This is a genomic window from Tateyamaria pelophila (genome assembly GCF_019966495.1).
Classification (GTDB): Bacteria; Pseudomonadota; Alphaproteobacteria; order Rhodobacterales; family Rhodobacteraceae; genus Tateyamaria; species Tateyamaria pelophila.
Map to the genome: position 1 here is coordinate 1 of NZ_JAIMIA010000007.1, position 21,616 is coordinate 21,616.

A 21,616-nucleotide genomic window follows, 5' to 3' on the forward strand; every position below is an offset into this window, starting at 1 on the left:
AGACGATGTCATCAAGCAGTACCTGGAATTACATTCCGACAAATGATGCCTCCGGCGTCAGCCGGTGGTCCTTCACTTTCGGCGGTTCCAGCCGCGAGCTTGATGGGGACTTCGGCTCTCGCGCAAGGTTTGCGGGACATTACGTTCGTGCAGCCCAGCCCGTCGGCGATCAACTCGTTTCCGGTTTTTGTTGCCATTGGCGAAGGCTATTTCGAAGAAGATGGTCTGAACGTCACCGTCGAGGCCATCAACGGCTCCGGTGCGGTCTTGCAGGCACTTTCCGCGGGACAGGCGCATTTCGGGCGTCCGGGCCCCGGTCCGCTGATCGCGGCGCGGTCGCGCGGTGTCGACGCGGTGCATATCTACAATGTCGCGGCGCGCAGCAACTTTGGCATCGCGGTCCAACAAGACTCTGATATCCAGGACATCGAAGGTTTGCGCGGCAAAGTGATCGGCACCGGAACGGCAGACGGCGCGGAAGTGGGCTTTGCCCGCAATGTGATGAGCAGTGCCGGCATGGTCGAAGGAACGGACTACGAGTTCCTGACGGTCGGCGATGGCGGCCCCGCAACGGCGGCTTTCCTGAACGGCGAGATTTCCGCCTATTCAGCATCAACGGCAGATACGGCCATTCTGAACCAGCGTGGCATGCCGGTGCGTGATATCACACCCGCTGAATTCGGACGTTTCTTTGGCAATGGCATTGCGACAATGGCGGAGACGATCGAGAACGATCGCGCATTGGTCGAAGCCTGGAGCCGCGCATTTGCCCGTGGACACGCCTTTGCGCTGGATGATGCCAACCGTGAAGCGGTTCTCAAGCATCTGGCCGATGGCAACCCGCAGGAAGGCGAAGACAAGGAATTCCAGTCAGCCCTGTTTGACGCGGTCCGCTCCAAGACGATCCCGACCGAAATGAGCAATGGCCTCGGCTGGTATCCGGCAGAGGTCTGGGCGGAATGGCAGGACGCCCTTGTGGCCGGGGGCGAAATTCCCGCACCGCTCGACGATCTTGACGCTGTTTGGACGAACGAGTTCGCCGCCATCGGCAATGAGGCTGCCGGAGGATGAACTCAGCGGTCCTCCAAGACTATTCAGGCGCGCCCTTGGGCGCGCCGGTTTACGAGCTGAACCATGTCAGCAAGACCTATGCGCGCAACCGCGTTGTCGCGCTGGAGGACGTGAGTCTGACCCTGCGCAAGGGCAGCTTTACCTCTGTGATCGGGTCCAGCGGATGCGGAAAATCGACGCTGCTCAAGATCATGGCGGGTCTGATCCCACCGTCAAAGGGCCGCGTGGTCCTGCAAGGACAGCCCGTCACGGGCGCGCGCCGGGACATCGGCATGATGTTTCAGCAAGCCACACTGTTTCCATGGAAGACGGCCGTGCAGAATATCGTGCTGCCGATCGAAATCCGGGACGGTCCTGCGGCGGCCAAGAAAGCCATGGACAAGGCCTATGAGTTGCTGGATGTGGTCGGCCTCAAGGGGTTTGAAAACGTCTATCCCAACGAGCTTTCGGGCGGCATGGCGCAACGCGCCTCGATCTGCCGGATGTTGATTACCGAACCCGCCGTCTTGCTGCTGGATGAACCGTTCAGCGCGCTTGATGAGTTGTCACGCGACATGATGAACATGGAGTTGCAGCGGATTTGCCGGGAGCAGGAGGCAACCGCCTTTCTTGTGACCCACTCGATTCAAGAGGCGGTGATCCTCTCGGACGAGATCGTCGTGATGAAACCACGCCCCGGTCGCCTCGCTGAGATCGTCGAGGTTGATCTGCCCCGCCCACGGACCCTTGATATGATGACCACCCCGAAGTTTGGCGAAATCGTCGACTATATTCGCGGGCTTCTGGATAAGGGAGAGGACATGTGACCGACGTGAAAAACAATCCAATATCCTCGGAGCAGTTCGAAGATACCGTCTGGACGCAGGAAGTCGCATTCATCGATTCCGTTCCACGCTGGATCGCGATGACATTTGTGTTTGTCGTCTTCATCGGGGTCTGGCAGTTCGTGACGAGCTTTGGGCTCGTGTCACCGATTATCCTGCCGACCCCGTGGGAAACACTGATGGACATGATCTTCGTCGGCAAGAACCTTGCGACGGGCGGTTACATGCTGACGGCGCTGTGGATCACAATATTGGAGGTGATCTATGGCTTTGCGCTGGCCATCACGATCGGGTTCACGCTGGGCGTTATCGTGGGGGAAACAGCCTTTGGCGAGAAAGCCCTGATGCCTTACCTCGTTGCCATTGACACGATGCCCAAGGTCGCCTTTGCGCCGCTGTTTGTGGCGTGGCTCGGCTTTGGTATCGAATCCAAGGTGGCCCTTGCCGCCTTTATCGCAACCTTTCCCATCGTGGTGGGGACGGCAGCGGGTCTGCATGCAGCGGATGAGAACGCACGGATGCTGTTCAAGACGATGGGTGCGAGCCGGATGCAAACGCTGATCAAGATGAAGCTGCCGACAGGGTTGCCGCAAATCTTTACCGGTCTCAAGATCGGAGCGGTCGGCGTGATGGCGGGTGCGATCACCGGCGAATTCCTCGGCGGCGGCAAAGGCTTTGGCGAATTGATCCGCGTCGCGGCATCCCAGTTGAACACGCCACGCGTCTTCTCGCTGATCCTCTATCTCAGCCTTGTGGGCCTGGCATTGTACATGCTGGTGACATGGACCCAGCGCAAGGTTGTGTTCTGGCACAAGGAACGCGTGGGGGACTACGATGGCTGAAGTGGCGCCGATCGCTGTCGATACGCTTCGCGATTTTGTTGCCAGTGCGCTTGACTCGCGAGGTGTACCGGAAGCGGATGCCATCAAAGTGGCATCCTTGATGGTCGAAGCGGATATTTATGGCTACGGCACCCACGGGGTCTTCCGGTTGCGGCAGTATCTGGCGCGCCTTGCAGGGGGCGGTTGTAACCCGACCCCAACCATCAGGATCGCGCAGGAAACCGTCGCGACGGCCGTTATCGATGGCGATAACGGGTTGGGCCACCTCGCCATGTCTGCTGCGCGCGACCTTGCCATTGAAAAGGCCCGCACCGCCGGGATCGGATGGGTCGGCGTACGACGGGGCAATCACGCGGGCCCACTGGCCCTTTACGTGCGCCCGCAAGCCGAGGCAGGCTTGCTTGGCATGGCCGCAGCCGTCGGCAGCGCAAATCACGTCCCGCCATATGGTGGCTCGGATCTGCTGCTTGGCACCAACCCGATTGCGTTTTCCGCCCCGGCGGACGGGCCGGACCCGTTTGTATTTGACATGGCGACGACGGTCGCCGCCATGGGCAAGATCAAGACGCTCCTGCAGCAAGGGGAACCAATGCCCGAAGGCTGGATGGTCGGGCGCGACGGCAACCCGCTGACCGATCCGGCCCGCAAATCCGAAGGGTTTCTCTTGCCGATTGGCGGACCGAAAGGCTTTGGCCTGTCCGTTGCCATTGGGCTTCTGGCGGGCGTGCTGAACGGTGCGGCTTTCGGTTCGGATGTTGTTGATTTTACCTCTGATACGGCGTCGTCCACGAATACAGGCCAATTCGTCGTGGCGCTTGATCCGACGGCCTTTGGAATGGGAGACGACTTTGCCAGATCCGCGGCCCGGGTCTTTGCCGAAATGCGGGCATCGCCCCCGCTGCCGGGCCACGATCCGGTGCGCCTGCCGGGAGACGGAAAAACCGCTTTCGCGCAAGATCGCCGCCAGAATGGAATCATTCTCAAGCCCGCACTTCGTAGCGATCTGAACACGCTCGCGGCCGATTGCGGTCTGCCTGCGCCGTTTCCGCAAGAGGCGGCAGGCTAGGACCGAAAACGTAGTAAATATGCCGCTGCCGATTTCGTGGTCGGCAACGGCATGCTCTGCCCAGACACTACAGGTGCTCTTCAGACCTTCTTTATCATCCTGATAATCACCAGAACGAGTGCGGCACCGATCATTGCCGAGATAACGGAGCCGAAAAAGCCGCTGCCAAAGCTCAAGCCAATGAGGGGCAAAACCCAGCTGGCCACGATTGCACCGCCAATCCCAAGGATCACGTTGCCAATAAATCCAAAACCGCCGCCACGCACGATTTTGCCGGCAAGCCAGCCCGCAAGACCACCAATAATGATCGCAGCGATCAGGCCGGAAAACAGTGCGGGTCCCGCGTCAACAGATCCTTCCATCAGTCAATTCTCCTCAGAATGATGTTTCAACCATGGTATCCGATGACTGTGTGGAACTGAATGCTTTTTCCATGGCAAATTCCGAACCGATCACGTCAGGCGGATGCTGAGCATGGCAAAGAAATTTCGGTTACGACCGATGCGGCTTACGTCCGTAGGGCAGGGAGGCCGACGCCGGTGCTTTCAAACCCGCCATCTGACGCGATGATCTGGCCTGTGACATAACTTGCCTTCTCCGAGCATAAGAAGGTGATCACCTCGGCAATCTCGCGTTCGGATCCGTACCGGTTCAGCGGGATGGCGTCGTGGTAGCTGGCAATGATGTCGGGCGTATGCACGGCCATGGCCAGTTTGGTGCGCACAGGACCGGGGCAGACGCAATTCGCGCGAATGCCGTATTCACCCAGTTCGGCGGCCTGTTGTTTGGTGAGATGGATGCACGCGGCCTTCGATGTGCCATAGGCGACCCGGAGCGTGGAGGCGCGCAGCCCCGATATGGAGGCGATGTTCACGATGGCCCCTTTCGTCGCCCGAAGCGCCGAAATGCAGGCTTGAGAGACCAAAAACACACCGTCCAGATTGGTTGCCATGACCGCGCGCCAACGGGCAAAACCTGTCTCTTCGATCGGGCCGAAATCGGCGACGCCGGCATTGTTGACCACCGCGTCGATCCGGCCAAAGGCGTTTGTCACGCTGCCGACCATCTCGTCCACCTCGTCTGGGATCGAGACATCATAGACAAATGGACTGGCCTCATTCAGACCACTGGCCGCCGCTTGCAAGGCATCGCCATCCCGATCCACCATCGCCACGCGCCAACCCTGTTCAATAAACAGATGCGTCGTTGCGAGGCCGATGCCACGGGCAGCCCCCGTGACCAAAGCTACTTTTTCAGACATCGCGAACCTTCATGTGATTTCAGGTTTTCGGAATGGCCCGGATTGGCGCGCGCGTCAATTGGCCAAACAGTTCGCTGAATCCGAGGTGCAATATCTGTGGGTGTACGGCGCCACCTGCGCCCTAGAGCGTTCCCGTTTGAACAATTTCGATGATGGACGACAACACCGCATCCGCCGCAACGGACGCAAGGATCATGCCCATGACCCGGCTCACGATCGCCGCGCCCGAATCTCCGATAATGCGGATGATCGGCTCCGAGAGCAGCATGCAGATATAGGCGATGAGCAGGACAAAAACCATCACGACCCCGGTAATCGCCTGATCTGCGATGGAAAAGCGGTTGTTGTCCGTCAGCAGAACGATCGCCAGCATTGCGCCCGGAGAGGCGAGAGACGGAACGGCAAGCGGAAAGACCGCAGGGGAAGGCCGCTCCAGTTCCGGGACGTCTTCGCCGTCCGGCAACAGTTTCTTGTCGGTTTCCTGCTTGGGTTCTCCGAAAATCATCGTCAGGGCAAAGAGGAAGAGAACGATTCCGCCCGCCACCTGAAAAGACAGCAGGCTGATGCCGAGCGCGTCGATCAACAATTGGCCAAAGACAAGGAAGAACAGCAGAACACACATGCTGACCAACGCTGCCGTGCGGGCCGTCGCGCGCCGCGCCTGCGTCGTCATGCCTGCTGTGACCGCGATAAAAACCGGAATTGTGCCTATCGGATCGATGACAACCCAAAGGGTTACGAAGTTTTCCAGCAGATGCATACGATATTTCTACATGTCTTGTGCGCTCTGTCACGCACTTCTTGTTGTAGCGCGTGTTCTTTCGATGTGTTCCGAAGTCTTGCGGGTTATGTATGGATGATCCAGCTTGACCCCCTTTCATTCATAGGTGCGCACATAGTAGTTTCGGCGGCGGCGCGCATGAATCCTGACGCGTGACCGTCAGTAAGCCTGCGGCGCATTCTCTCGGGCTATGGCCTGCGGTGCCTGTGCTGCCAATCGGGGTCATCGCTGAAAGTGATCTCAATCTTGCGGGATATCTGCGAAGGCGGTACTATGGACGCCAACAGATTTGAAACCTTCGCAATCTGTTTGTATGACCGCGTTTCGGGGCATGTCGGTCATAAGCGAACCCTCAAACATGGTGCAAGCATATGCCGATGGATAGGACGAAAATGACAAAGTCTCTGGCGTGCGCCATCGCGGTGCTGTTGCTGACATCGACGGCTGCCCTCGCACGCTGTCCGACGCTGACCGGTTTTGCCGCCTTCCAGCGGTGCTATCTTGAGGCTGATAGCGCAATGGAACTCAACACCCTGCGTACGTTGTACGAGACCATGCTTGCAGAAGACCGCGCGAATGCCCGCGCATGGCAGTATCAGCATTCGCTGGAAGCTTTGGGGGCTGCGGGGCCGCTGGAGCGACGGTCCAGATCGGAGTTGGAGCGCCAACAACACAGCCTGACCCCGCCCGAGCATCGCGACATCGAAGTGGAGATGCAGCGCCAACAAATCCTGCGCCAACAGAGAAGTTTCGATGCGGGGCGTGCGCGCAATCAGTTCCGCGTAGATCAGGGGCGGGTCCGCAGCCAGGACTTTTTTAGCGGCCAAGGCAACTTCTGAGTGCCAGAAGCTTTCCTTCCGGGGCAAGGTGTCTAGGTCCTTGATATGCAAGATGAATATAGCACAGTTTTGTCTGTCCGATCGTGATTTGCGGCAACGCATTGCGGTTGTCGGAGCAGCTGAGGGTTTCGCCACGGTCCAATCATAGGTCGTTCATGGTCAGTGGTCCGGCGGGGTCGGGTGACCGTCCGGAGCGCTGGATCGATACCAAAGGTTGGCGACCTGTGGCTGTCTTTGATGAACATTTCTGTTCAGCCCTTCAGTTCTCCGGCTGGTCAACCAATGCGCGCCACCGCGCCGCATAGGCCCTGAGGCGCGCCACGTGTTGCGGGTTCGGGACAGTCTCAGGCGCCGCGAGACGATGTGCGGAGCCAAACAGAAGTGCCGCACCGATGCTGGTCCCGGTGGCGGATGAGCTTTGTAAAACCGGTCGGTCGGTCGCTGCGGCCAGCATCGCAAGGTATTGGTCGTTTGCCGCAAAGGGACCTTCGACGATGATAGGGCCGGCGGCACCTGTCAGTCGCAGGCACGTGCCTGTCATCAGCGCCAGATAGAAGGACAGGGCGACAGCACGCGCGCCCGACGCGACGGGTGGTTCAGGCCCGCGCCATGTCATATTGCGCCCCTGATAGGGTCCGGTTGACGGGATCACGGCGGGCAGCAACATCACCTCGGAGTTCAGAACCGCTGCGATGTCATCGGGTGTCGTCTGCACGGGACACCCTTGTTGGATGACTTCAAACTCGCGCCCCCCCATGAAGCGGGCGGACGGAACGGCATCGCCCAGGGCATTGACGTTCACCAAGGTGTCGCGCGAGGGGTCCAGTTGCATCCGGGTGTCCCCAACGGACATCACGATCACCCAGGTTCCCGTGGAGACGACCGAAAACGGTGCGTCCTGCATCAGAATATGCGGATAGAGCGACGCATTGGAATCGTGAATGCCGCACAGAACGGGTGTGTCCACGGGCAAACCGGTCTCTGCGGCAATCTGTGGCAGAATGGGTCCCAGAACCTCCGTGGATTTGCGCACAGGTGCCATCTTGTCCGCGATATCCAGCGTTTCGACCAGATCGGAGAACTGCCCGTCTGCAGGCACCCACAAATCAGTATGGCACCCGATCGACGTCACATCGCTGGCGATCACGCCGGTCAACCGGTGACCCCAATATTGCGGATAGGTCAGGATATGGGTGGTACGGACGTGCAGATCGGGATCTGCCTGAAACTGCCAATGCAGTTGCGCGCCGACGTTCAACCCGTTGGACAGGCGCGGCGATCCGGTTTGTGCAAAAGGTGGGCGCAACGCGTCGTATTGCGCGGCCGTTTTCATCGGTCCGTCATGTTCATAGTCAAGGATTGGGGCCGCCAGATCGCCCTTGGCGTCCAGCAGGACGATGCTGGCCCCGTGGGTCGTGGTGGAAATCGCATCTATCCCGTGGCTTTGGTGAAACTGCCGAAGGCCGTCCAACAGGAAAGCCCAGTGCCCTTCGGTATCGAAATGCGGCCAGGGTGGGCCGGGGCATACCGTGTTTGGCCGTGTCAGAACTGCGATCTCGGACAGTGTCTCCAGATCCACCAGCGCCAGCTTGGCGTTGGTTTTGCCGATGTCGATGACGGCGATGTGGCGGGCCTGGGTCATGGCATGTGAAACAGGCGCGGCAATTCGACGGCAACAGGCGCATTGTCGGGATGAGTTTCCATGATGTCACCCATATGCGCCCACCATTTCTGCATGACGGGATGATCGGGCAGGGCATCCATCCCGTGATCCTCCGTGCGGATAAGGATGCCGATCAGCAGCCCCGTTTCTTCATCCAGATGAATGCTGTAGTCGCTGACGCCGGCCGCTTTCAAAAGCTCCACCAATTCAGGCCAGATCGCATCATGGCGCCGCTTGTATTCGTCAGCGGCCCCGTCGTTCAGACGCATGCGAAAGACAAAACGCTCACTCATGGCTTGGCCCGTCTGGCGGCGATCATGGTCCATAGCCGGGGCAGCGCGATGACCCCGATCAGCAGAAGGCCGATGAATATCGACATGACAATGCCCGGCACATTGAGCAGACCGAGGCCAAAGGTGACCAGCCCCATCACGAAGGCCGCAATGACCACACCGGGGATCGACCCGGACCCACCGAGGATGTTGACACCGCCCAGCACAACCATGGTGACGACCTCCAACTCCATCCCCGTCGCGATGCTGGGGCGGGTCGAGCCAAGCCGTGAGGTCAAACAGATGGCGGCCACGCCGGACATCAAACCGGTCAGCAGGAACAGGATAAACTTGACCCGCTGCACCCGGATGCCGCTGAACAGCGCCCCGGTCGGGTTGTTGCCGATGGCATAGACGGCGCGGCCAAAATTGGTTTTGTGCAAGAGCACGCCATAGATCACGGCGATGATCACAAACAGAACCATCTCTACCGTGATGACCCAGAAGACATAGCCCTGACCGAACCACGCGAAATCAGCCGGATAGCCGCGATAGGCGCCATCCCCGAGGATGATAAAGCTGATCCCGCGAAAGAGGCTCATCGTGCCGATGGTCACCACGATCGACGGCAGGCCAAGCACAGTGACGAAGAACGCGTTGAACGCCCCACAGAGCAGGCCCACGGTCAGGCCGATGATCACCAACTCGGGCGTGCCTGCGCCGTATTGCGCGGCGAACCCCATCGCCGTGCTCGCCAGCGCGATGATGGACGCCACCGACAAGTCAATCTCTCCTGCGATGATCAGCAGGGCCATGGCAAAGGCGATCATCGCTTTTTCGGTGAAGTTGAAGGTCGCGTCGCTCAGGTTCCAGGCGTTCAGGAAATAGGGGGAGGTGAAGCTGTTGACGATAAAAATGGCGACCGCCACGGCCAGCAACAGGGCCTCCCAACTGCGCAGGGTGGCATAGAGCCTGCTATGCAGGCGGTCGGGAATGTGGCGGGTCTGGCTTGTGGCGTCGGTCATGTCGAAGCCTCCGCTGATTTGAGGATGATGCGCCCTTTGGCCTTGCCTGCGCGCGCGTTGAACGCCACGGCGATCAGGATGGCACTGCCCGAAATGGCCAGTTGCCAGAACGGCGAGATGTTGACCACCGGCAGCGCGTTCTTGACGACGCCCAAAAACAGCGCGCCCAGCACCGCTCCGCCCACGGACCCGATCCCGCCAGCGATTGAGATGCCCCCGATGACGCAAGCCGCGACGACCTCAAGCTCGAACCCGCCCGCGATGTCCACATAGGCCACCGCGTAGCGCGCTACCCACAAATAGCCGGTGAGCCCCGCAAGTGCCCCCGAGAGTACGAAGGCCAGGAACTGCGTCTTGCCCACGTCGATGCCGGTGTAGACCGCCGCATGCGGGTTGCCGCCCACGGCAAAAATCGACCGGCCCAGCGATGTGCGCGCCATCATGATACCGAATATGATCACGGTCAGAACAGCCACCCAGGACAAGACGGGCAGGCCCAGAACGGCGGCGCGCGGAAACCCGGTGAAGGCGCTGCTCATTTCATGCGCATTGACCCATTTGCCGTCGGAAATCAGAAAAATGATGCCGCGAAAGATCGTCATCGTGCCGAGCGTGACAACAATGGGCGGGATGGCCAGTTTCCAGACCAGCAACCCGTTCACCGCCCCCATGAGCGCGCCGAGCAGGATCGCAATCGCGATGATCACCGGAATGGGAAGGCCCGGCAAAGCAACGTTGATCATCGCAACCACCATGCCTGTCAGGGCGAGGTTGGCCGCAACCGACAGATCAATGCAGCGTGTCAGGATCACGACCATTTGCCCGAGGGCCAGAATGATCAACGGGGCCGTGTCATTGAACACATTGGCGAGGTTCGCAGGCGCGATAAAACCTGAAAACCGGGTGGAGATCAAAAGCAACAGCGCCAGAATGGCAACGCTCAGGATCGTTTCGCGGACCGGGAGAAATCGGGGCAGCATCGTTCAAGCCTCTTCCATCTGCGCAGGTGTGGTTATGCCTGCCGCGTGTCTGACCAATGTTTCAGGCGTCAATGCATCGTCCGCCAGTTCGGCCTCGATCCGCCCGTCGCGCATGACGATCACCCGGTCGGACATGCCGATCACCTCGGGGATTTCCGAGCTGACCATGATGACGGACAGCCCCTGCGCGGCCAGTTCGGCCATGAAGTCATGCACGGCGGCCTTGGAGCCGATGTCGATCCCCTTGGTAGGTTCATCCAGAATGATGACCTGCGGCTGGGTTGCGAGCCATTTGGCGATGACGACCTTTTGCTGATTGCCACCGGACAGGTTGCCGACGTCCTGATCCAAGGACGCCGCCCTGAGATCAAGGCGTTCGGCATAGTCGCGCGCCAGTTTGAATTCCTCTGCCAGTTGCAGAAAACCCGATCTGGACGTCCGCCCCAACGAGGGGAGGGTGATATTCTGGAATATGGGCAAGCCGATGACAGCGCCCTGTTTGCCACGATCTTCGGGCACATAGACGATCCCGTTGGCCACGGCATCGGCGGGCGAGCGGATGACCTTGATCTGTCCGTTGATCTTGCACACACCTTTGGAGGGTTTGGTGATGCCAAAAAGCGATTGCATGAATTCCGAACGGCCCGCACCGACAAGCCCGTAAAACCCAAGAATTTCACCACGCTTGAGGGTAAAGTTGATGTCGGCGAACTCGGTCGGATGTGCGTAGCCCACGACTTGCAACACATCCTCGGCGACATTGGGCTGGCGCTCAGGAAATATGTGATCGACGGTGCGACCGACCATCATCTTGACCAGCGCGTCCTCGTCGATATCGGCAATCATCCCCGCGCCGACAAAGGCCCCGTCACGAAAGACGGCATAGCGGTCGGCAATGTGGAAAATTTCGTCGAATTTGTGGCTGATGAACAGGATCGCCTTGCCTTGCGCCTTGAGCGTCTCGACCAACTCGTAAAGCTCGGCAATCTCCTTGTGGGACAGGGCGGCGGTCGGCTCGTCCATGATGACCACGCGGGCATCGACAGAGAGGGCGCGCGCAATGGCAACAAGGTGTTTGTTGGCAATTCCAAGGTCACGCAGGCGGGTGCGTGGATCGAAGGGCGCGCCGATACTGTCCAGCAATCTGACAGCGGCGCGGTGCATTTCGGCGGTGTCGATCAGCCCTAGCCGGGTGCGCGGCGCGTGGCCGATAAAGATGTTTTCAGCGACGGATAATTCATCGAACAACACGGTTTCCTGATGGATGGCCGTAATGCCTGCAGCGCCAGCGGCGTTCGCGTTGGCAAATTTGATCGGCGCGCCGTCGATCCGGATGGTGCCGCCATCGGGCTGATAGATCCCCGTCAGGATCTTGACGGTCGTGGATTTTCCCGCCCCGTTTTCGCCGACAAGGGCCGTGACCTGACCTGCATAAAGGTCCAGCCGGACCTGATCGAGGGCCTTGACGCCGGGAAACGTCTTGGTGATCGCGTCCATCGACACGACGGGCGGTGCGCGCTCGGTCATATCCGCTCTCTCTTCGGGCTCAGGGGAGGGTAGTGTTAGGCCCGACGCGTTCGGATGCGCCGGGCCAAGTGGGGGAGATCAGAAGATCGACTTGAACGCGTCGATGTTGCTGGCGTCATAGATGAACGGATCGGCCATTGCGCCTTCGGAGTTTTCGTCCAGCGTCAGCGATCCCATGCGCCCCATCGGGATCGTCGCGCCCGCTTCGGTAGAGGCACCGTTCTTGGCGATCTCGTAGGCCAGCATCGTCGCGGAATAGCCCAGATCGATCGGGTTCCAGATCGCAAAGGACTGCGACGCACCGGATTCGATGGCACCTGCCATTTCTGATGGCAGACCCAGACCGGTCACATTGACCTGGCCCACTTTGCCCGCATCCACCACGGCCTGAGCCGCTGCCACGATCCCAACGGAAGTAGGCGCGATGATTGCATCCAGATCGGGGAAGGACTGCATCAGGCCCGTTGCCTCGCGATAGGATTTGTCGGCCAGATCATCTCCATAGACGGTGCTGACGACGTTGATGCCGGGGTAGTTGCCCATCACCTTGTTCATCTCTTCGATCCAGACGTTCTGGTTCGTCGAGGTCGTCGTAGCCGACAGCACAGCAACATCGCCGCCATCGGGCAGATGATCGGCGGCCAGCTTGATGATCATGTTGCCGATCAACGGGTTCGACGACGGGTTCAGGTGCATCTGGCGGCCTTCGGGGGCCACGCCGCTGTCCCAGCTGATCACGGTGATCCCACGCTGCATCGCCTTCTTCAAAGCGGGCACAAGTGCGTCCGTGTCGTTGGCCGAAATGGCGATGGCATCCACATTCTGTGCGATCAGCGCGTTGATGACCTCAATCTGGCCTTCTGCAGTCGTGTCCGTCGGGCCGGTATAGATGATCTCGACATCGCCCAGTTCTGCGGCGGCTTCCTCGGCACCTTTTGCGGCGGCCTCGAAAAAGCCGATGCCAAGGGCTTTGACGACCAGCGCGATGCGCATGTCCTCGGCCAGCGCAGGCGACGCGGCCATCATGGCCACAGCGGCTGCCGATGCCATTATCTTCTTGATTACACTCATGGTTTCCTCCCTTGGAGTGGTTGCAGTTTCGAGGCGGGTTATGACACCGCTCCCGTTTTTTGCGTCGCGCCCGTGGGCACGACGATCAGGTTCACATCCGCCGCATCCAGCATCGCGGCCGAACGGTCATCGATGCCGTCATCGGTGATGATGGTGTCGATGCGGTTGAGTGGACACAGGATCAGGCTGGAGCGATTGGCGAATTTGGTGCTGTCGACCAGCACCACCAGTTCCTCGGCCTGTCCGATCAATTTTTGCTCTGCCTGGATCAGCAGCGGGTCTTGCTCCATCAGGCCCAGCGGACCGATGCCCTGTGCCCCCATGAACATCCGTTTGGCATAAAAATTGCGCGTCACATCATTGTCGAAGGGCGACAGGATGATGTTCTGTTCGCGGTAGATCACACCGCCGGACAACAGCACCGTGTTACGCGTGTTCTTGAGCAGATGTTCGGCGATCGGGAAAGAGTTGGTGAACACCTGCATCTGACGCGAGGCCAGCGGGTGCACCATCTGAAAGGTCGTCGTCCCACCATTGATGATAATCGGCTCGCCGTCGCTGCACAGATCAACAGCGGCGGCCGCGATGGCCTGCTTTTCGACGATGTTGATGGTTTCGTTGTACGAAAAAGGCCGCCCCGCCAAGCCGACAAAAGGTGTCGTCGTCAGTGCTTCGGCCCCGCCACGCACCCGGCGCAATTTGCGGGTCTCATCCAGCGTATTGATGTCGCGCCGCACCGTCGCCTCCGATGCGCCGGTCAGTGCGCACAGATCCGCAACAGTCACGACAGACCGGTCCTGAACCGAGGATAGGATCACCCTGTGTCTGTCATTCTCGTGCATTGCGGTCTCCTGATTTCGTTCGTTCAAACTGAGGCGAGTCGCTGCGACAAGTCAATCATTAAATGTCATAAACAATCATTCTGCATTGCAGCATGACGGTTTATGATTGAATGTGATTGACTTGGGGGTGCGACAGGGGCAGCGTGACCGCATCCGATAAACACCAGATCCCGCCGTTGATGGAGACGACCATGCCCGATGCGAACACAAGACAACGCCTTGAAAATAAATGGGATACAGCCCGCGCAGAGGGGATGAGCGAGCCGGAGAAACTGCTCTATCGCTCCAATCTTCTGGGGTCGGACAAGCGAATCACGAATTATGGCGGGGGCAACACGTCTGCAAAGGTCATGGAGGAAGACCCCCTGACAGGTGACACGGTCGAAGTGCTGTGGGTAAAAGGATCGGGGGGCGATGTCGGATCGATCAAGATGGACGGATTTTCGACGCTGTACATGGACAAGCTGAACGCGCTGCGCGGCATCTATCGCGGGGTCGACTACGAAGACGAGATGGTCGGGTTGTTGCCGCATTGCACGTTCAACCTCAATCCACGGGCGGCGTCGATCGATACGCCCTTGCACGCCTATGTGCCGCGCAAACACGTCGATCACATGCACCCCGACGCCATTATCGCGATTGCGGCGGCCAAGGACAGTAAAGCGCTGACGGCGCAGATATTCGGCGACAGCATCGGCTGGCTGCCGTGGAAAAAACCGGGCTATGAACTGGGTCTTTGGCTGTCGGATTTCTGTGAGAAAAACCCTGGCGCCAAAGGCGTGGTTTTGGAAAGCCACGGCCTGTTCACATGGGCCGACGATGCGCGCGAGTGTTATGATTTGACGCTGGAGATCATCCAGACGGCAACGGACTGGTTTGCCGAGCAGACGACGGGGCATGAGGCCTTTGGCGGCGCTGTACACGCAAGCCTGACACCAGTGGATCGTCGCGACGTCGCTGCGCGGTTGATGCCTGCCATTCGCGGCATGGTGTCGGGTCGGCAGCACATGGTTGGACATTTCACCGACAGCGATACGGTGCTGGACTTTGTGAACGCCAAGGACATGACGCGTCTGGCGGCGCTGGGCACATCGTGCCCTGACCACTTCCTGCGCACCAAGATCTGCCCGCTGGTCGTGGATTTCGACCCGGCCAACCCGGATATCGATGCGACCCTGAGCGGACTTTCTGCCGCCGTTGACGCCTACCGCGAAGGCTACATCGCCTATTACGATCGCTGCAAACGGGATGACAGCCCCGCGATCCGCGACCCGAATGCGGTGGTCTACCTGATCCCCGGCGTCGGTATGATCACCTTCGCCAAGGACAAGGCCACCGCGCGCATCTCGGGCGAATTCTATGTCAATGCGATCAACGTGATGCGCGGCGCCGACGCCGTATCGGAATACCAGGGCCTGCCCGAGCAGGAGGCGTTCGACATTGAATACTGGTTGCTGGAAGAGGCCAAGCTGCAACGCATGCCGAAGCCCAAGGCGCTGGCCGGGCGCGTGGCGCTCGTCACAGGCGGGGCAGGCGGCATCGGCTCGGCCACCGCCGCGCGATATCTGCGCGAAGGGGCCTGTGTGATGCTGGCGGATATTGACGAGGCCGCCTTGGCCGAAACGGTCGCTTCCCTCGCCGAACAGTTCTCCCCGGACGTCGTGCGTGCGGTTGCCATGAACGTCACTGATGAGACCGCGGTGGCCGCAGCCTATGCGGAGATTGCGGCGGAATTTGGCGGCGTCGATATTCTGGTGTCAAATGCGGGCATCGCCAGTTCCGCGCCGGTGACGGAAACCAGCCTCGAGCTTTGGAATACCAACATGTCGATCTTGTCGACGGGCTATTTTCTCGTCAGCCGCGAGGCGTTTCGCGTGATGCAGGTCCAGAAAATGGGTGGTGCGGTTGTGTTTGTCGCCTCGAAGAACGGTCTTGCGGCCTCGCCCAACGCGTCGGCCTATTGCACGGCCAAAGCGTCCGAAATTCATCTGGCCCGTTGTCTGGCGCTGGAAGGCGCGCCCGAAGGCATCCGCGTCAATGTAGTGAACCCCGATGCGGTTCTGAAGGGGTCAAAAATCTGGTCCGGCGACTGGCTGAAGGAACGCGCCTCGACTTACGGCAAGGACAAGGCGGGGCTGGAAGAACATTATCGCGAACGCTCCTTGCTCAAGCGATCCGTTTTGCCCGAAGACATCGCCGAGGCGGCCTATTTCCTCGCCTCCGACCTGTCGGCCAAATCGACCGGAAACATCATCAATGTGGACGCGGGCAACGTTCAGGCGTTCACGCGCTAAGGGAGGCAGATCCATGATCGATACGGACATCATCGCACAAGACAACGACCGGGCCGCAGCCCGGTTGAAGGCGGATTACGACGCGCTGGGCGCCCATTTGGACCGGCGCGGGATCGACATCGCGCGGATCAAGTCCAAAGTGGCCAGTTACGGTGTTGCGATCCCCAGTTGGGGTGTGGGGACGGGTGGTACACGTTTCGCCGGCTTTCCGGGCCCCGGCGAGCCGCAGGGCATTTTCGACAAGCTGGATGATTGCGGAGTGATCCAGCAATTGACGCGGGCGACGCCCTCGGTGTCGCTGCATATCCCTTGGGACAAGGCACCCGCCAGCGATCTGAATGCCAAGGCAGAGGCGGTTGGATTGAGCTTTGATGCGATGAACTCCAACACCTTTCAGGATCAGCCGGATCAACCTCACAGCTATAAATTCGGGTCACTGTCCAATACTGATGCCGCCACCCGTCAGCAGGCCGTGGACCACAATATCGAATGTATCGAGTTGGGGCGGCAAATCGGATCGAAAGCGCTGACGATCTGGGTGGGCGATGGGTCAAACTTTCCGGGTCAGGCGAATTTCACCAAGCAATTCGAGCGCTATCTGGATGCCGCCGCAAAGGTCTATGCGGCCTTGCCCGATGACTGGACGCTTTTGACCGAACACAAGATGTACGAGCCTGCGTTCTATTCCACTGTCGTGCAGGATTGGGGCACCAACCTGTTGATCGCCCAGCAAATGGGAGAGAAGGCCAAATGCCTCGTGGATCTGGGCCACCACGCCCCCAACGTGAATATCGAAATGATCGTCGCGCGGCTGAGGCAGTTCGGCAAACTTGGGGGCTTTCATTTCAACGACAGCAAATATGGCGACGATGATCTGGATACGGGCAGCATCGATCCTTACCGCCTGTTTCTCGTTTTCAACGAGCTGGTCGAGGCCGAGGCCGACCCGTCCTTCAACCCGATGCACATGCTGGATCAAAGCCACAATGTGACTGATCCGATCGAAAGCCTGATGGCCTCCGCGATGGAGGTGCAGCGCGCCTATGCCCAGGCGCTGTTGGTGGATCGGGATGCGCTGTCGGGATATCAGGACGACAATGACGCGCTGATGGCGACAACGACCCTGAAACACGGATTTCGCACCGATGTGGAGCCGATCCTGGCCGCTGCCCGGGTGGACTCCGGTGGTGCCATTGACCCGATCGCCGCCTACCGCGCATCCGGCTATCGCAAAAGCGTTGCCCAGGCGCGCCCGGAAGTGTCGGGGGCCGGCGGCGGGATCGTTTGACCCGTCAAGGTGGGAGCGGCTGTATACGCCGCCGTACGGCACAAGGCTGTTACGCCGCGCGTATCGGTTCAGTCCATTTGAGCATCGGGCGTGGATTTGGATATCTCAACTTCCGACGCATCCATGTCTTCGGCAATCCCGTCAAAAAGGGGCGTGCTCAAATATCGCTCTCCGGTGTCAGGCAACATGCACAGGATAACGGACCCCTCAGGGGCCGTTTCGGCCACTTTCAGGGCAACGGCAAAGGTTGATCCGCCCGAGATACCGGTAAAGATGCCTTCCTTCTGCGCAAGATCCTTTGCGCCCTGAATGCCGTCCGCGCCTGCAATCGGGATCAGATCATCATAATAGGCGTTGTCGATGGCCTCTTGCAGAACTGCAGGGATGAAATCTGGCGTCCAGCCCTGGATCGGATGGGGTTCGAAAGCCGGGTGGCTGGCAGTAGGCGCGTTCGTCGTGTCGCGTTCCTGCGCGTGCCCACTGCCGATCAGCTGTGCGTTCGCAGGTTCGGTCAGGATGATCTTTGTTTCGGGCCGTTCCTTGCGCAGCACACGTCCCAGACCGGAAACCGTTCCGCCCGTGCCATATCCCGTGACGACATAGTCCAGTCGGGAGCCGTCAAAATCCGCCATGATCTCGCGGGCGGTCGTAGCCTCGTGAATGTCGGCATTGGCCTCGGTCTCGAACTGGGACGCAAGGAACCAGCCATGCGCCTTGGACAGCGCAACGGCCTTTTGGTACATGCCGAAGCCCTTGAGGGCGCGGGGTGTCAGGATGACCTTGGCCCCAAGCATCCGCATCAACCGCCGGCGCTCGACGGAAAAGCTGTCCGCCATCGTGACCACCAACGGATAGCCCTTTTGGGCGCACACCATGGCCAGCCCGATCCCGGTGTTCCCGCTGGTGGCCTCAACAACCGTTTGGCCGGGTTTCAACGCGCCTGACCGTTCCGCGGCTTCGATGATGTTGACGGCCAGCCTGTCCTTGATCGAGCCTGCGGGATTGAACGCTTCGGCCTTGACGTAGATTGTGGCCCCGTGGGTCGGGATGGTGTTGATCCGGATTATCGGTGTATCACCGATGGTGTCCAGAACGTTGGAATACAGTCGGCCACGACCGGCTGTTGTCCGAATTGAAGTGTTTTCTGACATGGAAAATCTCCTTTTTATGTTCGTCTGGACGTGTTTTGAAAAAAATGCGGTACGGCCTGATCCTACACCTTGCTGACAAAAATGCTTGGGTAAACTTGAGATCGTCACGGTATCGACCCAAACGCAGCCCCGCTTCCGGCCGGAAAACCCTGACCCGCAGACCTTGTCGGGGGATAACAGACAAAGCGTTTCTGCCGAAACATCTCCGGGAATTCCAAGCGCCTGGCGCGACGCGCACGTCACTGAAACGTCGGTTTCACACTGCGGACATTGACACGACCTTGCATCGGATCGCTGACGATCTGTCGCCTGTCTTTGCAGATGAACGCTTGGCAAAGATGCCCGACGGTGCCGATGAGATCAGAGGGGTTTCAGGACTTTTGATCGGCTGCGACATTGCGCGACAGATCTGCGAACACCTTCTCGAAATCCTCAGGGCTGGCCCGGTCCAGCGCGCCATCTGCAATTTCTTCCGAGGTCCAGATCCACGACTTTTCCGGGTCATGCAGCATGGCCCAGTCCGAAAACATCCGCGTCTGCACGGACTTGGCGACCAATTTCCTGATCTCGACATGACGATCATCCCTGCGGATCCGATCATAGGTGGCCGTGACCTGCAGTTCCGGCCCTTCGAGCATTTGCAGGAAAATGTCATGCCTGCACACAAGCGCTCCGGTGATGTCGTTGCGCGCGTTGAGGCGCCGCGCATCCAGTAAAATGCCGCTGAGCATCGCCGCATCATAGCCAAAGGGCCGCGAGACATAGACAAGTTGGATCAAGTTCATAGAAATCCCCATATGATCGTGCGCGGTGCGCCCCGAGACATCATCTGTTTCGACCATAGACTGTTTTGAGGCTGCAAGTCTTTGCCGATCTGGGGTGCCGGGGAAATTAGAAAGTGTTTGACTTGCGAACGATCCAGCGGTCGTGTCCGTCATCGGTGAAGAGGGTGCAAAAGCAGCACGGGGCGTGCAGTCACAAAAGCGGCGGCGGCACAGGTTGAGAGACGCCATTTGCACAAGGGTCTGGAGCGTGGCATCGCTTGCCCATAAGATGCCACGTGATCGCACCAAGGGTTTTTGCCGTGTTCCTGCTCCTTATACATGTCGTTCTCGTTATCTCCTGTATGTTTCGGATTCTGTTGCGGCGACACCGCCAGCCCGAGTCGCGCCTGGCCTGGGTGACCGTTGTGCTTGCCGTTCCGTTTGTCGGCGTGCTTGCCTATCTCTTGCTGGGCGAAACCAATATCGGACGCAAACGTACGGTGCGGTTGAACGAGACGCTTGAAAAACTGCCCCGCCCGGAGGTCGCCCCCGGTTGGGATCTGGCGGACCCGTCTCTCAATACATCGGACCGATACCAGTCGTTGTTCACTGTGGGTGAGGCAATCAGCGGCTACAAGGCGGTGGGCGGTAACCGCGCGCAGCTTATGGGCGATTCTGAGGCGACCATTGATGCCATGGTTGCTGATATCGACGCAGCCCGGGACCATGTTCATTTGATTTTCTACATCTGGCTCACGGACGACAGTGGCATGAAGGTGGTCGAAGCCCTCAAGCGGGCGGCAGGGCGCGGCGTCCAATGCCGGGCCATGGTCGATGATCTTGGATCGCGGGGCATGGTGCGCAGCCAGGCCTGGAAAGACATGGCGGCCGCAGGGGTGCAGGTGGCCTGTGCGCTTGAGATCGGCAACCCTTTGGTGCGGGCCTTCGAAGGCCGTATCGACTTGCGCAACCACCGCAAGATATTGGTGATCGACAACGACCTGACCTATTGCGGCAGCCAGAACTGCGCGGATGCGGCCTTCCTGCCCAAGGCAAAATTCGCCCCTTGGGTCGACACCGTCATGCGGTTCGAAGGCCCCGTCGCCCGCCAGAACCAGCATTTGTTCGCAAGTGACTGGATGACCCATGTCGACGAAGACCTCAGCGACCTGTTGCGCCGACCGCTGCCACCAAAGCAGCCGGGATTTGTCGCACAGGTGGTAGGAACAGGTCCGACGACCTGGGCGGCGGCGATGTCGGAGCTCTTTGAAACCCTGATGTACTGTGCGCGCAATGACCTGTTCATCACGACGCCCTATTATGTGCCCAATGCCCCTTTGCAGGCAGCCCTGTGCGCCGCGGCCAAGCGCGGTGTGGACACGACGATCATATTTCCCAAACGCAACGATGATTTTGCCGTCGGTGCGACCGCGCGCAGTTACTACGAAGAGTTGCTGACCGCAGGTGTGAAGATTTATGAATACCGGCCCGGCATTTTGCATGCAAAGACCATGACGATCGACACTGACATCAGCTTTATCGGCTCCGCGAACATGGACCGGCGCAGTTTTGATCTCAACTACGAGAACAACATCCTGCTCAGGGATACGTCACAAACCGCGCAATTGCGCGCGCGACAGATCACGTTCCTGAGTGAAAGCAATCAGATCACACTCGAAGAAGTTCAGGCATGGCCTTGGCAGGAACGGCTTTGGAACAATGCGCTGGCAATCTTTGGCCCGGTCCTCTGACCGCTTCGTTCAACCATGCATTTATGTGGCTTGGCTTTTGACGCGGGCAGGCACAGGCGATCCGGCGCAGACATTTTTCGAGGCTCGAGGCGGTGCTTTTGACGGCAAGCTCCTTTTCACTGCGTAAGCCGACCTCCAATTGCAGCTTTTGAATACTGTAAATCACGCAGATCGTTTTATCTTGTAGTGCTCTGTTTTTGCTTGATAAACTGTGAAACTGACACATCAAGACGACGATGGTTTATATGTCGGCCTTAAACGCAGGCTTGGAATATTAAGGAAGCTATCGTAATCAAAAGCAAGA

General features: G+C 59.3%; 20 protein-coding genes. 8 read left to right on the forward strand and 12 right to left on the reverse strand.

The window, feature by feature from the left end; all coding sequences use genetic code 11:
* The first annotated feature begins 102 nt into the window (after window positions 1–102).
* From LC354_RS03950 to LC354_RS03965, 4 genes are read left to right on the forward strand one after another with little or no spacing between them, the layout of a single operon-like run.
* Entirely contained in the window at window positions 103–1,071 is a 969-nt protein-coding gene (locus LC354_RS03950; RefSeq protein WP_223421632.1) for an ABC transporter substrate-binding protein, read from the forward strand.
* Complete coding sequence (locus LC354_RS03955; RefSeq protein WP_223421545.1) at window positions 1,068–1,877, forward strand: ABC transporter ATP-binding protein; 810 nt, start codon at window positions 1,068–1,070, stop codon at window positions 1,875–1,877. The genes LC354_RS03950 and LC354_RS03955 overlap by 4 nt, the downstream gene beginning before the upstream one ends.
* Window positions 1,874–2,737, forward strand: a complete 864-nt coding sequence (locus LC354_RS03960; RefSeq protein ID WP_223421546.1) for an ABC transporter permease — start codon at window positions 1,874–1,876, stop codon at window positions 2,735–2,737. The genes LC354_RS03955 and LC354_RS03960 overlap by 4 nt, the downstream gene beginning before the upstream one ends.
* A complete protein-coding gene (locus LC354_RS03965) occupies window positions 2,730–3,803 on the forward strand; it encodes an Ldh family oxidoreductase (RefSeq protein ID WP_223421547.1) in 1,074 nt (357 codons plus the stop codon). Before LC354_RS03960 ends, LC354_RS03965 begins: the two co-directional genes overlap by 8 nt.
* Window positions 3,804–3,883: 80 nt before the next feature.
* On the opposite strand, the gene LC354_RS03970 is transcribed toward LC354_RS03965, so the two are convergent.
* From LC354_RS03970 to LC354_RS03980, 3 genes are all read right to left on the reverse strand, one after another.
* A complete protein-coding gene (locus LC354_RS03970) occupies window positions 3,884–4,165 on the reverse strand; it encodes a GlsB/YeaQ/YmgE family stress response membrane protein (protein ID WP_223421548.1) in 282 nt (93 codons plus the stop codon).
* 146 nt (window positions 4,166–4,311) lie between these two features.
* Window positions 4,312–5,064, reverse strand: coding sequence for an SDR family NAD(P)-dependent oxidoreductase (locus LC354_RS03975; RefSeq protein WP_223421549.1), 753 nt, complete (start codon window positions 5,062–5,064; stop codon window positions 4,312–4,314).
* Between the two features lie 121 nt (window positions 5,065–5,185).
* Window positions 5,186–5,824, reverse strand: a complete 639-nt coding sequence (locus LC354_RS03980; RefSeq protein WP_223421550.1) for a MarC family protein — start codon at window positions 5,822–5,824, stop codon at window positions 5,186–5,188.
* 413 nt (window positions 5,825–6,237) lie between these two features.
* On the opposite strand from LC354_RS03980, the gene LC354_RS03985 reads away from it, so the two are divergent.
* Window positions 6,238–6,684: a hypothetical protein gene (locus tag LC354_RS03985; protein ID WP_223421551.1), complete on the forward strand. Its 447-nt coding sequence runs from the start codon at window positions 6,238–6,240 to the stop codon at window positions 6,682–6,684.
* 259 nt (window positions 6,685–6,943) lie between these two features.
* Here the strand turns inward: LC354_RS03985 and LC354_RS03990 are convergent, their stop codons facing one another.
* The 7 genes from LC354_RS03990 to LC354_RS04020 form a co-directional block, all read right to left on the reverse strand.
* Window positions 6,944–8,326, reverse strand: coding sequence for an FGGY-family carbohydrate kinase (locus LC354_RS03990; RefSeq protein ID WP_223421552.1), 1,383 nt, complete (start codon window positions 8,324–8,326; stop codon window positions 6,944–6,946).
* Window positions 8,323–8,640, reverse strand: coding sequence for an L-rhamnose mutarotase (gene rhaM / locus LC354_RS03995; RefSeq protein ID WP_223421553.1), 318 nt, complete (start codon window positions 8,638–8,640; stop codon window positions 8,323–8,325). Before rhaM ends, LC354_RS03990 begins: the two co-directional genes overlap by 4 nt.
* Window positions 8,637–9,644, reverse strand: coding sequence for an ABC transporter permease (locus tag LC354_RS04000; RefSeq protein ID WP_223421554.1), 1,008 nt, complete (start codon window positions 9,642–9,644; stop codon window positions 8,637–8,639). Before LC354_RS04000 ends, rhaM begins: the two co-directional genes overlap by 4 nt.
* The gene (locus tag LC354_RS04005) at window positions 9,641–10,624 is read right to left on the reverse strand and encodes an ABC transporter permease (protein ID WP_223421555.1); all 984 of its coding nucleotides are present in this window, start codon (window positions 10,622–10,624) and stop codon (window positions 9,641–9,643) included. Before LC354_RS04005 ends, LC354_RS04000 begins: the two co-directional genes overlap by 4 nt.
* Before the next feature lie 3 nt (window positions 10,625–10,627).
* The gene (locus LC354_RS04010; protein WP_223421556.1) at window positions 10,628–12,151 is read right to left on the reverse strand and encodes a sugar ABC transporter ATP-binding protein; all 1,524 of its coding nucleotides are present in this window, start codon (window positions 12,149–12,151) and stop codon (window positions 10,628–10,630) included.
* Window positions 12,152–12,229: 78 nt separating this feature from the next.
* Window positions 12,230–13,222, reverse strand: a complete 993-nt coding sequence (gene rhaS / locus LC354_RS04015; protein ID WP_223421557.1) for a rhamnose ABC transporter substrate-binding protein — start codon at window positions 13,220–13,222, stop codon at window positions 12,230–12,232.
* Between the two features lie 38 nt (window positions 13,223–13,260).
* On the reverse strand, window positions 13,261–14,064 hold the full coding sequence (locus LC354_RS04020) for a DeoR/GlpR family DNA-binding transcription regulator (RefSeq protein WP_223421558.1): 804 nt from the start codon (window positions 14,062–14,064) through the stop codon (window positions 13,261–13,263).
* A gap of 191 nt (window positions 14,065–14,255) precedes the next feature.
* Here LC354_RS04020 and LC354_RS04025 point away from each other — a divergent pair, with 191 nt between their 5' ends.
* Both LC354_RS04025 and rhaI read left to right on the forward strand, forming a co-directional pair.
* A complete protein-coding gene (locus LC354_RS04025) occupies window positions 14,256–16,358 on the forward strand; it encodes a bifunctional rhamnulose-1-phosphate aldolase/short-chain dehydrogenase (RefSeq protein ID WP_223421559.1) in 2,103 nt (700 codons plus the stop codon).
* Window positions 16,359–16,371: 13 nt separating this feature from the next.
* Entirely contained in the window at window positions 16,372–17,646 is a 1,275-nt protein-coding gene (gene rhaI, locus LC354_RS04030; protein ID WP_223421560.1) for an L-rhamnose catabolism isomerase, read from the forward strand.
* Window positions 17,647–17,714: 68 nt separating this feature from the next.
* On the opposite strand, the gene LC354_RS04035 is transcribed toward rhaI, so the two are convergent.
* On the reverse strand, window positions 17,715–18,797 hold the full coding sequence (locus tag LC354_RS04035; RefSeq protein ID WP_223421561.1) for a PLP-dependent cysteine synthase family protein: 1,083 nt from the start codon (window positions 18,795–18,797) through the stop codon (window positions 17,715–17,717).
* Window positions 18,798–19,168: 371 nt separating this feature from the next.
* Window positions 19,169–19,582: a BLUF domain-containing protein gene (locus tag LC354_RS04040; RefSeq protein ID WP_223421562.1), complete on the reverse strand. Its 414-nt coding sequence runs from the start codon at window positions 19,580–19,582 to the stop codon at window positions 19,169–19,171.
* A 299-nt stretch (window positions 19,583–19,881) separates the two neighbouring features.
* Here LC354_RS04040 and cls point away from each other — a divergent pair, with 299 nt between their 5' ends.
* Window positions 19,882–21,312, forward strand: coding sequence for a cardiolipin synthase (cls, locus tag LC354_RS04045; protein WP_223421563.1), 1,431 nt, complete (start codon window positions 19,882–19,884; stop codon window positions 21,310–21,312).
* Window positions 21,313–21,616 lie beyond the last annotated feature (304 nt).

Excerpts from the sequence above, each read along its gene's own strand:
- LC354_RS03950 (WP_223421632.1), top strand. The coding sequence starts at position 103 with ATGGGGACTTCGGCTCTCGCGCAAGGTTTGCGGGACATTACGTTCGTG.
- LC354_RS03955 (WP_223421545.1), top strand. The coding sequence starts at position 1,068 with ATGAACTCAGCGGTCCTCCAAGACTATTCAGGCGCGCCCTTGGGCGCG.
- LC354_RS03965 (WP_223421547.1), top strand. The coding sequence starts at position 2,730 with ATGGCTGAAGTGGCGCCGATCGCTGTCGATACGCTTCGCGATTTTGTT.
- LC354_RS03970 (WP_223421548.1), bottom strand. The coding sequence starts at position 4,165 with ATGGAAGGATCTGTTGACGCGGGACCCGCACTGTTTTCCGGCCTGATC.
- LC354_RS03975 (WP_223421549.1), bottom strand. The coding sequence starts at position 5,064 with ATGTCTGAAAAAGTAGCTTTGGTCACGGGGGCTGCCCGTGGCATCGGC.
- LC354_RS03980 (WP_223421550.1), bottom strand. The coding sequence starts at position 5,824 with ATGCATCTGCTGGAAAACTTCGTAACCCTTTGGGTTGTCATCGATCCG.
- LC354_RS03985 (WP_223421551.1), top strand. The coding sequence starts at position 6,238 with ATGACAAAGTCTCTGGCGTGCGCCATCGCGGTGCTGTTGCTGACATCG.
- LC354_RS03990 (WP_223421552.1), bottom strand. The coding sequence starts at position 8,326 with ATGACCCAGGCCCGCCACATCGCCGTCATCGACATCGGCAAAACCAAC.
- rhaM (WP_223421553.1), bottom strand. The coding sequence starts at position 8,640 with ATGAGTGAGCGTTTTGTCTTTCGCATGCGTCTGAACGACGGGGCCGCT.
- LC354_RS04000 (WP_223421554.1), bottom strand. The coding sequence starts at position 9,644 with ATGACCGACGCCACAAGCCAGACCCGCCACATTCCCGACCGCCTGCAT.
- LC354_RS04005 (WP_223421555.1), bottom strand. The coding sequence starts at position 10,624 with ATGCTGCCCCGATTTCTCCCGGTCCGCGAAACGATCCTGAGCGTTGCC.
- LC354_RS04010 (WP_223421556.1), bottom strand. The coding sequence starts at position 12,151 with ATGACCGAGCGCGCACCGCCCGTCGTGTCGATGGACGCGATCACCAAG.
- rhaS (WP_223421557.1), bottom strand. The coding sequence starts at position 13,222 with ATGAGTGTAATCAAGAAGATAATGGCATCGGCAGCCGCTGTGGCCATG.
- LC354_RS04020 (WP_223421558.1), bottom strand. The coding sequence starts at position 14,064 with ATGCACGAGAATGACAGACACAGGGTGATCCTATCCTCGGTTCAGGAC.
- LC354_RS04025 (WP_223421559.1), top strand. The coding sequence starts at position 14,256 with ATGCCCGATGCGAACACAAGACAACGCCTTGAAAATAAATGGGATACA.
- rhaI (WP_223421560.1), top strand. The coding sequence starts at position 16,372 with ATGATCGATACGGACATCATCGCACAAGACAACGACCGGGCCGCAGCC.
- LC354_RS04035 (WP_223421561.1), bottom strand. The coding sequence starts at position 18,797 with ATGTCAGAAAACACTTCAATTCGGACAACAGCCGGTCGTGGCCGACTG.
- LC354_RS04040 (WP_223421562.1), bottom strand. The coding sequence starts at position 19,582 with ATGAACTTGATCCAACTTGTCTATGTCTCGCGGCCCTTTGGCTATGAT.